General features: G+C 73.1%; 12 protein-coding genes. 7 read left to right on the forward strand and 5 right to left on the reverse strand.

Annotated elements, in window-relative coordinates; translation table 11 throughout:
- Positions 1–1019 (reverse strand): LacI family DNA-binding transcriptional regulator (locus KDL01_RS15715; protein WP_212529239.1); only part of this gene is annotated, 1019 nt, incomplete at its 3' end.
- A 200-nt stretch (positions 1020–1219) separates the two neighbouring features.
- Here KDL01_RS15715 and KDL01_RS15720 point away from each other — a divergent pair.
- The 3 genes from KDL01_RS15720 to KDL01_RS15730 all read left to right on the forward strand — a co-directional run bounded on the left by KDL01_RS15720 (position 1220) and on the right by KDL01_RS15730 (position 4931).
- Entirely contained in the window at positions 1220–3181 is a 1962-nt protein-coding gene (locus KDL01_RS15720; RefSeq protein ID WP_212529240.1) for a cellulase family glycosylhydrolase, read from the forward strand.
- Positions 3182–3268: 87 nt separating this feature from the next.
- Positions 3269–4558: an MFS transporter gene (locus tag KDL01_RS15725; RefSeq protein ID WP_212529241.1), complete on the forward strand. Its 1290-nt coding sequence runs from the start codon at positions 3269–3271 to the stop codon at positions 4556–4558.
- A 58-nt stretch (positions 4559–4616) separates the two neighbouring features.
- Entirely contained in the window at positions 4617–4931 is a 315-nt protein-coding gene (locus KDL01_RS15730) for a ribosomal protein bL12 (RefSeq protein WP_212529242.1), read from the forward strand.
- Between the two features lie 22 nt (positions 4932–4953).
- Here KDL01_RS15730 and KDL01_RS15735 read toward each other — a convergent pair whose 3' ends face one another.
- Complete coding sequence (locus KDL01_RS15735) at positions 4954–5499, reverse strand: GNAT family N-acetyltransferase (RefSeq protein ID WP_212529243.1); 546 nt, start codon at positions 5497–5499, stop codon at positions 4954–4956.
- 100 nt (positions 5500–5599) lie between these two features.
- Here KDL01_RS15735 and KDL01_RS15740 point away from each other — a divergent pair, with 100 nt between their 5' ends.
- The gene (locus KDL01_RS15740) at positions 5600–6175 is read left to right on the forward strand and encodes a dihydrofolate reductase family protein (RefSeq protein WP_212529244.1); all 576 of its coding nucleotides are present in this window, start codon (positions 5600–5602) and stop codon (positions 6173–6175) included.
- On the opposite strand, the gene KDL01_RS15745 is transcribed toward KDL01_RS15740, so the two are convergent.
- Positions 6147–6515, reverse strand: a complete 369-nt coding sequence (locus KDL01_RS15745; protein ID WP_212529245.1) for a hypothetical protein — start codon at positions 6513–6515, stop codon at positions 6147–6149. The genes KDL01_RS15740 and KDL01_RS15745 overlap by 29 nt on opposite strands.
- A 77-nt stretch (positions 6516–6592) precedes the next feature.
- Positions 6593–7663, reverse strand: coding sequence for a M56 family metallopeptidase (locus KDL01_RS15750; RefSeq protein ID WP_212529246.1), 1071 nt, complete (start codon positions 7661–7663; stop codon positions 6593–6595).
- Positions 7664–7870: 207 nt separating this feature from the next.
- On the opposite strand from KDL01_RS15750, the gene KDL01_RS15755 reads away from it, so the two are divergent.
- From KDL01_RS15755 to KDL01_RS15765, 3 genes are all read left to right on the forward strand, one after another.
- On the forward strand, positions 7871–8386 hold the full coding sequence (locus KDL01_RS15755) for a BlaI/MecI/CopY family transcriptional regulator (protein ID WP_212529247.1): 516 nt from the start codon (positions 7871–7873) through the stop codon (positions 8384–8386).
- A gap of 234 nt (positions 8387–8620) precedes the next feature.
- A complete protein-coding gene (locus KDL01_RS44555) occupies positions 8621–10891 on the forward strand; it encodes a multicopper oxidase family protein (RefSeq protein WP_281415429.1) in 2271 nt (756 codons plus the stop codon).
- The gene (locus KDL01_RS15765) at positions 10888–12933 is read left to right on the forward strand and encodes a copper resistance CopC/CopD family protein (RefSeq protein WP_212529248.1); all 2046 of its coding nucleotides are present in this window, start codon (positions 10888–10890) and stop codon (positions 12931–12933) included. Before KDL01_RS44555 ends, KDL01_RS15765 begins: the two co-directional genes overlap by 4 nt.
- Here KDL01_RS15765 and KDL01_RS15770 read toward each other — a convergent pair.
- A complete protein-coding gene (locus KDL01_RS15770; RefSeq protein ID WP_368861578.1) occupies positions 12926–13723 on the reverse strand; it encodes a Mut7-C RNAse domain-containing protein in 798 nt (265 codons plus the stop codon). The two genes, KDL01_RS15765 and KDL01_RS15770, sit on opposite strands and share 8 nt — an antisense overlap.
- Between the last annotated feature and the right edge of the window lie 83 nt (positions 13724–13806).

Raw genomic sequence — 13806 nt, forward strand, 5'->3', positions numbered from 1 at the left:
CCCTCGGACACGCCCGTGCGCTCGCCCTCGCCGCCCCCGTCGCCGGGCCCGCCGCCGCCCTCGAGCACGCCGAGGAGCACCCGGGCCGCGTGGGCGCCGTAGCCGAGCACGTCGTGGGTGAGCGCGGTGAGCGCGGGATGCACCAGCGAGCACAGCACGCTGTCGTCCCAGGCCACGATGGACAGGTCGCCCGGCACGTGCACGCCGAGGCGCTGGGCCGCGCCCAGGCCGGAGACCGCCATCAGGTCGTTGTCGTAGATGATCGCGGTGGGCGGATCCCCGCCGGACAGCAGCCGGTGGGTGGCCTCGGCGCCGCCGGCCGCGGTGTAGTCGGCCAGCTCGCACCGGGCCTCGATGCCCGCGGCCGCGGCCACCGCGAGGAACTCCCCGGTGCGCGCCCGGGTGTGCCAGAGGTCTGCCATGCCGGTGACCCGGGCGATCCGGCGGTGGCCGAGTTCGGCGAGGTGGCGCACCGCGAGCCGGGCGCCGGCCGCGTCGTCGGTCCAGACCGCGGCCAGGCCGCCGGCCCCGTCCGGGTCCCCCACCACCACACCGGGCAGGCCGAGCGCGCGCAGGGCGCCGGGGCGCGGATCCTCGATCCGCAGGTCCACCAGGAAGACCCCGTCCACCCGGCGCCGGGCCCACCAGCTGCGGTAGAGCTCGAGTTCGGCGTCGCGGTGCTCGGCCACGGTGAACAGCAGCGGGGTCTGGCGCTCGGCCAGCACGCCCTGGATTCCGGCGATCAGCTGCATGAACCAGGGTTCGACGCCGAGGAACCCGGCCGGGCGGTCCACCACAAGGCCGAGCGCCCCGGCCCGGCCGTCCGAGAGCGCGCGGGCGGCCGAGTTGGGCTGCCAGCCCAGCTCCCCGGCGATGCGCATGATCCGCTCGCGGGTGGCGGTGGACACCCCGGGCTGGTCGTTGAGCGCGAAGGAGACCGCCGCCTTGGTCACGCCCGCCCGCCGGGCGATGTCGGCGATCGTCGGTCGCTTCGCCCGCTCGCGCCCCTGTGCTCCCACTGGCCGCTGCCGCCTTTCACGGGTATTCGACGTCTTCGGGGCAGTGTACGGCGCGGGTATCCCCTCACCGCCAGAGGTTTGCGTCACGAAGTGCGCCGGAAATCAATCGGCCGTGCGCCGTTGACGGAACGGGTTGGTTGCCCTAAACCGGTATAGTAATCTTCACCCCCGCTTACCGACCCTGGGAGGTCGTTGCCCGTATGCACCGTCCCCTGTCCCAGCTTCCCGGGCTCAGGACGCCCGGCGCCTCGGCTCCCGGGCCCTGGCTCGGCGCCAACTTCTGGTCCCGGGCCGGCGGTCCGCGGATGTGGCGGGAGTTCGATCCCGGACTCGTCCGCCGCGAACTGGCCGTGCTCGCCGAACACGGGCTGCGCTACACCCGGTCGTTCTTCCTGTGGCCCGAGTTCATGCCCGAGCCCGACCGGGTGGACGAGGAGCTGTGCGCGCGCTTCGCCGCGTTCCTCGACCTGCACACCGAGACCGGGCTGAGCACCACCCCCACCCTCGTGGTCGGGCACATGTCCGGGGAGAACCGCGACCCGGCCTGGCGCGACGGGCGCGACCTGTATCAGGACGTGTGGATGGTGGCCCGGCAGGCCTGGTTCGCCGGGGAGATGGCCCGCCGCTTCGCCGGGCACCCGGCCGTGGCCGGCTGGGTGCTGACCAACGAGATGCCGCTCTACGGCGGGGAGGGCGCGCGCGAGCACATCGCCTCCTGGGCGCAGCTGCTGATCGACGGGCTGCGGGCCGGCGGGGCCACCCAGCCGGTGACCATCGGCGACGGCGCCTGGGGCCTCGAGGTGTCAGGGCACGACAACGGCTTCCGGCTGGCCGACGCGGCGCGGCTGTGCGACTTCATCGGACCGCACTGCTACCCGATGGGCGACGACCAGGTCCGCCAGCACTACGCCGCCGCCTGGGTGTGCGAGCTGGCCGGCTCCTTCGGCCGGCCGGTGCTGCTCGAGGAGTTCGGCGTCACCAGCGACTTCGTCTCGGAGGAGAACGCGGCGCACTTCCACCGGCAGGTGCTGCACAACTCGCTGCTGGCCGGCTCCAGCGGCTGGGGGGTGTGGAACAACACCGACTTCGACGGGCTCGAACATCAGGACCCGTATCGACACCACGCCTTCGAGCTGCACTTCGGGCTGACCGACGCGCAGGGCACGCCGAAGCCGCGGCTGCTGGAGCTGGCCCGCTTCGCCGAGGTGCTCGAGCGGGTCGGGTTCGCCGGGCTGCGCCGCACCCCGGCCGAGACGGCCCTGGTGGTCACCTCGTATCTGGACACGCAGTATCCGTTCACCGACGTCAAGGACGGCCCGTTCGCCTTCGACACGCTGCGCCAGGCCTACGTCGGCACCCGGCTGGCGGACCTGCCGGTGGGCATCGCGCGGGAGAGCGCCGGGATCGAGCCGGGGGCGAAGCTGTACCTGGTGCCGTCCACCAAGCAGCTGCTCAGCCCCACCTGGTACCGGCTGGCCGAGCTCGCCGAGGGCGGCGCGACCGTGTACGTGTCCTACACCGGCGGCACCCACCTCAACCAGCGCGGCCCCTGGTACGCGAACATCAACAGCCTGTTCGGGGTGCGGCACAAGCTGCGCTACGGCCTGATCGAGCCGGTGCCCGAGGACGGCCCGGTGTTCACCTTCACCCAGCCCTTCGGCTCCTTCGCGGCCGGCGCGCAGGTGCGCTTCCCGGCCGGGACCGGCGGGGGCCGGGGCATGCTGCCGGTGGAGGCCGTGGACGCGGAGGTCGTCGCCGTGGACGGCGAGGGCCGCCCGGCCCTGCTGCTGCGGCGGGTGGGCACCGGCGCGGTGGTGCTGTGCACGTACCCGATCGAGCAGCTCGCCGCCTCCACGCCGGAGGTGAATCCGGATCCGACGCGGGAGATCTACGACGCGCTGGCCCGCATCGCCGGAGTGGAGCGCCCGGTCGTGGTGGAGGACCGGTACGTCGCCGCCGACGTCCTGACCCACACCGACGGCAGCAGCTGGGCCTGGCTGGTGAGCCAGGCGGACCACGAGCTGACGGTCAAGCCGGTGCTGGGCAAGGGATTGCGGCTCGGCGAGGCGGTCACCCCGGACACCGCCGTGGACGCCCAGGGCACTGTCACGCTCGGCCCGTTCGGTGTCGCGGTGGTGAGGCTGGAGCGCGAAGAGGGGTAGTACTGCGGATTCCGTCGCGGCGCGGGCCGGGGCCTGCGCCGCGATACCCCCATGACATGGGCAGATCGCCGCGGCTACGCTGCGCGGATGGCGACGATCGAAGAGACGGACGAGGACGCGGCGGACGCCCCCGCGCGGCGGAAACCGGCCAGGCTGCTGCTGCGCAACCGCGACTACACCGGCTGGTGGATCGGCGAGACGGTCTCGCAGTACGGCAGCGCGCTCTCGACCGTCGCCTACCCGCTGCTGATCCTCGCGGCGACCGGCTCGGCCGCGCAGGCCGGCGTGGTCACCGCGGCCTCGAGCATCGGGCTGCTGGCCACGATGCTGATCGGCGGGGCCCTCGCGGACCGGTTCTCCCGGCGCACCCTCCTGATCGCCGGACCGCTGATCCAGGCGGTGGTGGTGGGTACGGTCGTGCTGGCGGTGGCCACCGGGCACGTGTCCGTGCTCTACGTCGCGGCGGTCGGGTTCGTCCAGGGCATGGTCGGCGGGGCGTCCGGCGCGGCCGCGTTCGCGACGCTGCGCCGGGTGGTGCCGCAGGAGCAGCTGCCGACCGCGTTCGCGCAGATGCAGGGCCGCACGATGGCGGTGCGGCTGGCCGGGCCGACCTCCGGCGGCTTCCTGTTCGGGATCGCGCGCTGGGTGCCGTTCCTCGGCGACGCGCTCTCCTTCCTGCTCAGCGCGGGCGGCGCCGCGCTCATCCGGCGCCCGCTCGGCCCGGACCCGGAGGAGCTCACGCCGCACGAGTTGGTGTTCGGCGCCATCGCCGAGGGGTTCCGCTACATCCGCGGCAACGCCTATCTGCGCTTCCTCACCGCCTGGGCCGCCCTCGCGAACGCGACCATGTCGGGCCTGAACCTGCTCGTGATCGTGCTGATCCACGACCGGCACGGCAGCGCCGTCCTCATCGGCGCGGTCACCTCCCTCGGCGCGGCCGGCGGCCTGATCGGCGCCTTCCTCTCCCGCCGGATCGCGCAGCGGGTCAAGGGCCGGCTGCTGGTGATCGCGGTGTCCTGGATGGCCGCCGGCGTGATCGCCGGCCTCGCCTTCATCCCGAACCCCTGGCTCATCGGCCTGCTGCTGGCGCTGCTGATGGTGCTGATCGCGCCGCTGAACGTGGTCTTCTCCACCTACGAGGCGCGCTCGATCCCGGACGCGCTGATGGGCCGGGTGAGCTCCGCGATCGACTTCGGCGCCGCCTCGATCCGCTGGGCCGGCCCGCTCGGCGCCGGCTGGCTGGCCGCGTCCTGCGGCGCGACCTGGGCCACGCTCGTGTTCGGCGGCGTGCAGGGCGGCATCGCCATCAGCACCCTGATCGCGCGCGGGCTGTACGTGCTCAACGAGCCGATCGACGAGGTCGTGGCCGAGGCCTGATCCGGCCGGGTGGAAAACCGCGGGGCGGCCGAGGCCGGCGCGCATTAGCATTCGGCACATGGACCTCGAGACCGCACAGCGCATCGAAAGGCTCGAATACGTCGTCGGCATGCTCTGCCGCCAGCTGGGGCTCAACCCCGACGTCCTGCTGAGCGGGCAGGCCACGCTCTCCCGGATCTCCGACGCGGTGCCGCCCGGGTACACCGCACCGGCGGCCAAGCCGACGGGTGGGCCCGCGGGCGCACCGAACCTGCCCCCGGAGTTCTACGAGTACCTGCGCCAGGGCAGGAAGATCCAGGCGATCAAGGTGTACCGCGAGGCGACCGGCGTGGGCCTGAAGGCGGCCAAGGACTTCGTCGACGGCTGCTCCTGACCCCGCGGCCGCGCCACGCATATCAGCTCACTGCGTCGATCCGGATCCACGTGTCCGGCGGCAGATCGGGGCGGGCGGGCGAGGCGCGGTGCTCCTCGGTCCAGGCGTCGCCCGCGAGCTCGGTGGCGACGCGGCGCCAGAAGCGGACCGCGGGCGGGTTGGCGTCCTGGAAGGCGACCTCCCAGGCGCCCGGGTGCAGCCGCATCACCTGGCAGGCCGCGTGCAGTCCGAGGCCGGATCTGCGGGCGCCGGCCACGACGAAGAAGGAGTTGAGCACCCGGGTCGGCGCGCCGAGGCCGCGCACGACGGCGAATCCCGCCGGGTTCTCGCCGCGGGTGAACAGGTAGGGCGCCCAGTCCGGGTCGGCGAACGCGGCCTCGAGGCGTTCGGTGCGGAAGGTGCCGTCGGGAAACGGCAGGGTGCCGGTGAGCGCGGACAACTCGTGGCGGAACAACTGCCAAAGCCGGTCGTAGCCCGGGCGGTCCGCTGCGTCGGCACGGCGAACGGTCGGAGCGGGGTTCGGCTCGGCTGGGTTCGGCTGGGCGGGATGCGGCTGGGATTCGGTCATGAAAAAAGCCTCCCGCCCGGAGTGTCACCGGAGCCGGAAGGCTGACCTTTATATTCTAGCAGCTCGGACCACCGCACTCGGAGCACGGCGGAGGCAGGCCATGGCGAAGCTGATCTACACCGCAATCGCCTCGCTCGACGGGTACGTCGAGGACGCGGACGGCGGATTCGTCTGGGCGGCCCCGGACGACGAGGTGCTGGCCTACGTCAACGACCTCGAACGCCCGGTCGGCACCTACCTCTACGGCCGGCGGATGTACCAGACCATGGCGATCTGGGAGTCGGTGACGGACGACGAGCAGGCCGCGGTGACGAGCGACTTCGCCCGGATCTGGCGGGCGGCCGAGAAGATCGTCTACTCGCGTTCGCTGGCCGAGCCCGCCACCTCCCGCACCCGCATCGTCGGTGAGTTCGACCCCTTCGAAGTGCGCCGGCTCAAGGAGTCGGCCACGGCCGACCTGAGCATCGGCGGCGCGCAGCTGGCCGGCCAGGCCCTCGCCGCCGGCCTGGTCGACGAGCTGCGGCTGTTCCTCGGCCCGGTCATCGTGGGCGGCGGCAAGCCCGCGCTGCCCGGCGGGGTGCACACCCGGCTGGAACTGCTCGGCGAGCGCCCGTTCCGGGGCGGGGTGACCTACCTGCGCTACCGGGTCAACTACACCCCGGAGGCCGACCGCTGAGCGGGTGGAAGTCCACTGTCGGCAGGTCCTGGCCGGCGAACCTGGCGTGCTCGGCGGTCACGAGCGTCATGGTGCCGTAGGCCTCCGGGTAGCCGTGTGCGGCGCTCGGCGTCGGCAGCGGATGGTCGGCCTCCCACCAGCGGCCGTCGAAGTAGGCGTAGCGGATCTCGCAGTGCACGTAGAGGTAGTACTCGTACGCGACGCCGGTGGCCACGACGGTGGGCGTGGCCGGCGCGGGTTGGGCGCCGTAGGCCTGATGGGCCGAGGAACAGCCGCCGACGCACAGGAGCACGAGGACACCGGCGGCGGTCGTGGCGGCCGCGGCCCGTAGCGGATTCATTCTCATAAGGGTTCGACGACGCGCCGGGCCGGTGCGTTCCGCGTCGCGCCGAAGCGCCGAAGCGCCGCCGCGCCGGGCTATCGCGGCCGAAAGGTCACAGGCTCCTGCTTCTCCGCGCCGAGGCCGGGTTCGGAGCCGGAGTCGGAGTCGGGCGGACAGCGGCGCAGGAGCACGGCCAGGGACCCGGTGGCCAGTGTCAGCGGCAGCACCACGGCCGCGGTCAGCGCGAGCGTGCCGAGGGCGGCGCGGCGGCCGTCCTGACTCAGGTCGGGATCGGCGAGCCGGGCGATGCGGTCGAGCGCGCCCGGCGCCGCGACCACGCCGAGGGCGCCGCCGGGGACGTGGCCGTCGCCGAGAACGGACAGCGCGGCGGCGACGGTGCGGCGGCCGTGGCCGCGGGCCGCAGCGTCGTCGGCGAGCAGTTCGACCAGTCGGCGCACCTCCCGGTCGGTGTAGTCGATCAGGCGCACGCCGGGCAAGGAGCGGCGCAACGCCCAGGAGAGCATGATCAGCAGGTGGTGCCGGCCGCGCTGATGGGCGCGTTCGTGCGCCACCACGGCGTCGAACTGATCGGGCGTGAGCAGCGCGATCGCCCGGGTGGTCAGCACGATGGGCCCGCGCCGTCCCGGCAGGCAGTAGCAGGCGGGGCGGTCGTGGTCGATCACGGTGACGCCGGTGGCCCGGTCCACCCGGCCGCACAACCGCAACATCGCGGTGTGCGCGCGGCCGCGCAGCCGCATGGTGAGGCAGGCGGCGCACAGGCAGTAGGCGATGCGCAGCACCAGCAGCCCGGCCACCGCGAGCCCGAACGCGCCGAGCATCGGGGCCAGCGGGGTCTCGTCGTTGAACGGGAGCTGATCCGCGCAGCGGTCCACCGTCGGATCCAGCCGGGCGAGTTCGGCGATCAGGGTCAGCCCGAGCGCCAGCCCGGCGGTGAACACGGCCAGCGGCAGCGAGCAGGCCAGCACCAGCAGCAGAGCCACGGCCCGGCGCGGCGCGGCGTCGGCGGACGGCAGCCGGGCCAGCAGGCGCGGGGCGCCGAGCACGATCCCGGCCGCGTACAGGCCGAGGACCAGGGCGGTGATCATCGGCGCGGGTACGGACTCGGATACGTAGGCGGATGAGGGCTCGGATACGGATGTGGGCATGGGCGCAACGGCATCAGCGGCTCCCCGACCTCGATGCGGCGGGCGCGCGTGGGCGGCGCGCTCCGTTCGGAGAGTAAGCCCTCTGACGATTGTATACAATCCTCCGCGACCGGCCGCCGGATAGACCCCCTCGCGACCTCCCCCGCCGCGTGCCTACGATGTTGCCGTGCCCGCACAGCGGGGTGCGGCGGGCGGCGAAAGGGACGGATGCCGGTGAGGCGCTTCGGAGAACTCGAATCCGTGGTGATGGAGCGGATCTGGCGGCTCGGACGGCCGGTCGTGGTCCGCGACGTGTACGAGGACCTCAAGGCCGAGCGCGCCATCGCGTACACGACCGTGATGACGGTCATGGACAAACTGCACTCGAAGGGCTGGCTGCGCCGGGAGTCGCGCGGGCGCGCCTACGAGTACGAGGCGGTGGCCGCGAAGGAGGCGTACACGGCGCGGCTGATGCGCGACGCCCTGGCCACCAGCGAGAACCAGGCCGCGGCCTTCGTGCACTTCCTCGGCCAGCTGACCGAGCAGGAGACCAGGGCCCTGCAGGCGGCGCTGGAGATCTGCCCGCCGGCGCAGCCGACCGCGGACGACGCGGACGCGGCCGCTTCGGACACACCCGCCGCGGACGCCTCCGGCATAGCCGCGGCCGCAGCCGCGGCCACTGCCGCACCGGCGGAACCGGGCGACCCGGCGGCACCGGCCGGCGCATCCTCCTCGGCCGACTGATCAGGCCGACGGCGTACTACGACGCCGCATCGTATCCGGGCGGGCCGTGCGTCCCAGCGCTCAGCGCACCACCATCCGCCGATCTTCCTCCTCACCCTGCCCGGCGCACATCCCGATCCTGTTTCGGCCGGGGGCGTTGACCGCTTCGCAGAATCCTCATTACTATCCCCGATAGTAGACGTGCTGCGCGTTCCACGGGGGCCACTATCCGGCGAGTTTCGAGGATCGGTACGCATGGACCACACACCTTCGCCCGACGATCTGCCCACCACCGACCCCCCGCGAGACGCGCGGTCCTTCACCCGACGCAGGCTCCTGATCACCGGGGCCGCGAGCGCGGTGGCACTGTCCGCCGGCGACGCCCTGTCCGGCCGGGTCGGGCGCGCCGCCGCCGCGGCCGGCAGCGCGCAGACCCCACTGCCGAGCAGCTCCATCCCCAAGTACCTCAGCGCCCTGCCCACCTTCGCCGGCCAGCGGGTGAGCTCGGCCGCGTTCACCGCCACGCTCACCGAGTTCCACCAGCAGGTGCTGCCCGCCTCGGTCTACCCGGGCGGGGTGGCCGGGACCTGGGTGTGGGGCTACCAGGTGGACGGCAAGCCGGCCAGCTGGCCCGGCTACAGCGTGGAGGCCGTGCAGGGCCGGCCCACCACCGTCACCTATGTCAATAACCTGCCCTGGGGCGCGAAGTCCCGGGTGCAGCCGCTGCTGACCGTGGACCAGACGCTGCACTGGGCCGACCCGCTGGACCAGATGGGCTCGAAGCTGCCCTACACCGGCCCGGTCCCGATCGTCGCGCACCTGCACGGCGCCGAGGTGCCCTCGGTCTACGACGGCTCACCCGAGGCCTGGTACACCCCGACCGGGCTGCGCGGCAAGGGCTACGCCTCGCTCACCACGGCCGCCGCCAACGCCGCGGTCTATCAGTATCCGAACACCCAGCCCTCGTCCACGCTGTGGTTCCACGACCACGCGCTGGGCATCACCCGGCTCAACGTCTTCTCCGGCCTGGCCGCGTTCTACCTGCTGCGCGACCAGTACGACACCGGCTTGGCGAACAACCCGCTGCGGCTGCCGGCCGGCGCCTACGAGATCGAGCTGATGATCCAGGACCGCCTGTTCGACGTCAACGGCCAGCTGCGCTTCCCGGACGGCTCGAACACCGCGGCCGACCTCAACGGCCCGCCGACGAACCCGCTCACCCACCCGTTCTGGATCCCGGAGTTCTTCGGCGACACGATGGTGGTCAACGGCCGCAGCTGGCCGGTGCTGAAGGTCGAGCCGCGCCGCTACCGGTTCCGCTTCGTCGACGGCTGCAACGCCCGGTTCCTCTCCATGAACCTGACCGCCGCGGCCAACGCGGGCAGCGCCACCCCGCCCTCGGCAGTGCCGTTCTGGCAGATCGGCACGGACGGCGGCCTGCTCGACGCGCCGGTCAAGCTCAACGACCCGGCGAACGCGAGCGCGCTCAAGCTCTTCCTCGCCCCGGCCGAGCGGGCCGACGTCATCGTCGACTTCTCCGGCCTGGCCGGCAGTTCCCTGATCCTGACCAACGACGGCCTCTACCCGTATCCCAGCGGCGGGCCGCCGAACCCGGACCTGGACGGCCAGATCATGCGGATAGACGTGACACTGCCGCTGGCCGGCACCGACACCAGCTACAACCCGGCCACCGACGGCGCGCTGCGCGGCGGCAGCGGCCAGCCGCGCCAGATCATCCGGCTGGCGAACCCGGCCACCGGCACCGTGGCCGCCGGCGTGACCGTCAACGCCCGGCGCCAGCTGGTGATCTTCGAGCAGGACACGGTGGACTGCGCGGTGAACGACACCAGCAACGGCCCGATGATCGACGTGCTCAACAACAGCAAGTGGAACGGCCTGCGCGACGGCACCGACACCCCGATCCCGGGCTCCAAGAAGGACTCCTACGGCCAGGGCATCTACATGACCGAGCTGCCGCGGGTGGGCGCCACCGAGATCTGGGAGTTCCTCGACACCACGCCGGACTCGCACCCGATCCACATCCACCTGATCCAGTTCCAGCTGCTCAACCGGCAGAGCGTGGACGTGACCAACTACGTCAACGCCTGGACAGCGCAGTTCCCCGGCGGCACCTTCTACGGCCAGAACTGCGACGGCACCTCGGGCGAGGTGACCTACGCGGACGGCGAGATCATCCCCGGCTACGGCCCGCCGAGCAATTACCTCACCCCGAACGCGGACGGCGCGCTCGGCGGGAACCCGGCCTTCGGCCCGTACCTCAACGGCCCGATCGTGCCGCCCGACCCGAACGAGGCGGGCTGGAAGGACACCATCAAGATCCTGCCGGGGGCGGTCACCCGGGTGCTGGTGCGCTGGGCGCCGGTGAGCGTCGCGGTGGGCGCGGTCGGCCCCGGCCAGAACACCTTCGCCTTCGACCCGACCATCGGCCCCGGCTACGTCTGGCACTGCCACATCCTGGACCACGAGGACAACGAGATGATGCGCCCGTACTCCCCCACGACATGAACCAGGGCCCAAGCGCGACGCCCGGGCGGCGCGGCGGCGCCCGGGTCGTCTCGGTCCTGATCACGCTGCTGGTCGCGGGCGCGGCGCTGTTCGCCGCCGCGCCCGCGGCCGAGGCGCACGCCCTGCCGGTCTCCTCCACTCCGGCGGCCGGCAGCAGCCTGACCCAGCTGCCGGCCGCGGTCACCGTCGTGTTCTCCGAGAGCATCGTGACCAGGCTCTCCAGCCTCACCGTGGTCAACGCCTCCGGCCAGGTCGTCGACCGCGGCGCCTCGCACGCGGTGCCGGGCAGCTCGCTCGGGCTCACGGTCGCGCTGCCGACGCTGCTCGACGGCGTCTACACCGTGCGCTGGAAGACGGTCTCGAGCGACGACGGGCACACCGCGACCGGCACGTTCACCTTCGGCATCGGACAGCTGGCGTACGCGGCGATGTCCGGTCCGGCACCCGCGCTGCTGTCCGCGCCGAGTTCGGCGACACCGGGCGGGGTCGCCGGGCGCTGGCTGTTCGACTCGGGCCTCGGCCTGCTGGTCGGCGGCTGCTGGATCGCGGCGTTCGGCTTCCCCGACCCGCGCTCCGGTCGCAGGCCGCTGATTCTGGCGCTGGGCGGGGCCGGAGTGATGCTGGCCGGGTTGGCGGTCACCGGCTGGGCGCAGGCCGCGGCCGACCAGATCGGGCTGGGCGAGCTGGCCTCGACCTCGCTCGGGCTCGGCCTGATCGTGCAGGCGGTGCCCGGACTCGTGGCGGCCGGCTGCACGGCGGCGGCCCTGCGCTGGCGCGGCACCGCGCGCCGGATCCTGTTGCCCGCCGCGCTGATCCTGGCCGGGGTGACGATCGCGGGGCACGTATTGACCACGCACGCCGCGTCCGGGTCTAACACAGGGCTCGAACTCGTCGAGCAGTGGGCGCATGTGGCCGCGTACGCCACCTGGATCGGCGGCCTGGCCGCGCTGCTGCTGACGATCGGCACCGAACCCGGTCCGGCGAAGTCGGCCGCGATCCGCCGCTTCTCCCGGGTGGCGGGCTACTCCCTGCTGGCGCTGTGCCTGAGCGGGGTGCTGCGCGCCTGGGACGAGTTGGGCACCGAGCAGGCGCTGGCCGAGACGTTCTTCGGCAAGCTGGTGCTGCTCAAAGTCGCGTTGGTGGCCGCGTTGGCCGGGCTCGGGGCGTACAACCGCTACCGCTCGGTCCCGGCCGCGGACCACTCGCTCTCCCGGCTGCGGCGGGTCGGCGCGATGGAGATCGGCCTGGCCTCGTTCGCGCTGATCGCGGCCGCCACGCTGAGTTCGACCCTGCCGCCCGCGCTGGTGCAGGGCGAGGCGAAGCAGAAGCCGGCGCCGCAGGAACTCGTCTACGCGACCGCCCCCGGCATCCGGGCCAGCCTGGAGGTGAGTCCCGGGTACGCCGGGCCCAACCGCTTCGTGCTGCGGGTCTACAGCGCGAGCACCGGACAGGAGCTGACCGACCGCCAGATCAGCGACGGCACGCTGGCCTTCGCCCCCTACGGCCGCGCCACCGAGACCGCGGCGACGCTGCCGCTCAACCTGGCCGCGGACGGCGACCTGAGCGCGATCGGCCAGCAGCTCACCCTCACCGGCCGCTGGATCGTGACCGCGCAGCTGACGCTGCCGGGCGGCGGCACCGACATCCCGTTCACCCTCGCCTGCTCGCCCAGCCCGTCCCAGCTCGAGGAGATGACGATGGGCCGGATGGCCATGGTCTACGGCCTGCAGCTGAGCGGCGGACGCCAGCTCGAGGCGTACCTCACCCCGGGCCGCCCCGGCAAGGACACCCTGCACCTGGTCTTCATGAACTCCCGCGACGCCGCGATCAGCCTGGCCGGCGCGCCGACCGTGACCGTGCACCAGGACGGCTCCGCCGCGATCAGGCCCCTGATCATGTGCTCCTCCGGGAGCAATGCCCTGATCCGGGGCGACTACTACGCGGGCTCGACGTACACGGCGGGCCGGTGGGACTTCCACGTCACGGCGAAGGAGGCCGACGGCAACGTGATGACCGCCGACTTCACCCTCACCGTCAGCTGAGGCCGGTCGGGGCGCTCGGACCGCCCTGGCCGCCCTGGCCGCCCTGGCCGCGCTGGTCGCCGTCGCTGCCGAAGCGGCTCAGGGCGTGGCCGACGATGGCGTCGAGCCGCTGGGCGTGCGCGCCGCGCCAGTAGGCCTGCCCGCACTCGACGCACTGGGCGAAGGTGTCGTACGTGCGCTCGGTGCCGTCGGGCAGGATGCCGTGCATGGCCTCCTTCGAGGTCTGTCGCAGCAGCCCGTTGCAGGCGGTGCAGCGCGTCCACGGCGCCAGCGGCGGGGCGAAGCGCGCGAGCACGTCGTCGAGCTGCTCCTCCGGCCGGTGGCTGTAGACGAACGCCCCGGCGAACAGCTCGCGGCGGCGCAGCAGCCCGCGGTCGCGCGAGAGCATCACCCGGTGCTCGGCCGCCGAGCGCGCGGCCAGCGCCGCGTCGCCGATGTCCGGGTTCTCATACGCCGCGTCCACGCCGAGCAGCCGCAGCCGGCGGGTGAGCGTGCCGAGGTGGATGTCGAGCAGGAAGCGCAGCGGCCCGTCCACCCGCTGCGGCTTGGCCACCGCCGCGACCTGCACCCGTTCCCCGCCCACCGGGACGTACCCCGGCTCGGCCGCCGCGCCGTCCACCCGCAGCCCGCCGACCTCGGTCAGCGGCACGCCGAGCGACTCGACCAGGTGCCCCAGGCTCGAGACGCCGTCGATCACCGCCGTGCTCGGCCGGTCGGCGCGGCGGTGTGCCGCGGCCAGGAACAGGTGCAGGGAAGGGTCGAATCCGATCTGAATCTCGGCGTGCTCCACCCGGCCAGGATGCCAGGAGCCGATCATCCGCGCCACGCCTTTGCGCCCGCGCGGCGCGGATCCGGACAGGGCGGGCGGGCGTG

The sequence above is a fragment of the Actinospica durhamensis genome (genome assembly GCF_018139695.1).
GTDB lineage: Bacteria > Actinomycetota > Actinomycetes > Streptomycetales > Catenulisporaceae > Actinospica > Actinospica durhamensis.

What these genes read in the sequence shown, in the direction of transcription:
- KDL01_RS44555 (WP_281415429.1), top strand. Translation starts at nt 8,621, where the DNA reads ATGGACCACACACCTTCGCCCGACGATCTGCCCACCACCGACCCCCCG.
- KDL01_RS15745 (WP_212529245.1), bottom strand. Translation starts at nt 6,515, where the DNA reads ATGAATCCGCTACGGGCCGCGGCCGCCACGACCGCCGCCGGTGTCCTC.
- KDL01_RS15730 (WP_212529242.1), top strand. Translation starts at nt 4,617, where the DNA reads ATGGACCTCGAGACCGCACAGCGCATCGAAAGGCTCGAATACGTCGTC.
- KDL01_RS15740 (WP_212529244.1), top strand. Translation starts at nt 5,600, where the DNA reads ATGGCGAAGCTGATCTACACCGCAATCGCCTCGCTCGACGGGTACGTC.
- KDL01_RS15755 (WP_212529247.1), top strand. Translation starts at nt 7,871, where the DNA reads ATGCCGGTGAGGCGCTTCGGAGAACTCGAATCCGTGGTGATGGAGCGG.
- KDL01_RS15765 (WP_212529248.1), top strand. Translation starts at nt 10,888, where the DNA reads ATGAACCAGGGCCCAAGCGCGACGCCCGGGCGGCGCGGCGGCGCCCGG.
- KDL01_RS15750 (WP_212529246.1), bottom strand. Translation starts at nt 7,663, where the DNA reads ATGCCCACATCCGTATCCGAGCCCTCATCCGCCTACGTATCCGAGTCC.
- KDL01_RS15735 (WP_212529243.1), bottom strand. Translation starts at nt 5,499, where the DNA reads ATGACCGAATCCCAGCCGCATCCCGCCCAGCCGAACCCAGCCGAGCCG.
- KDL01_RS15725 (WP_212529241.1), top strand. Translation starts at nt 3,269, where the DNA reads ATGGCGACGATCGAAGAGACGGACGAGGACGCGGCGGACGCCCCCGCG.
- KDL01_RS15720 (WP_212529240.1), top strand. Translation starts at nt 1,220, where the DNA reads ATGCACCGTCCCCTGTCCCAGCTTCCCGGGCTCAGGACGCCCGGCGCC.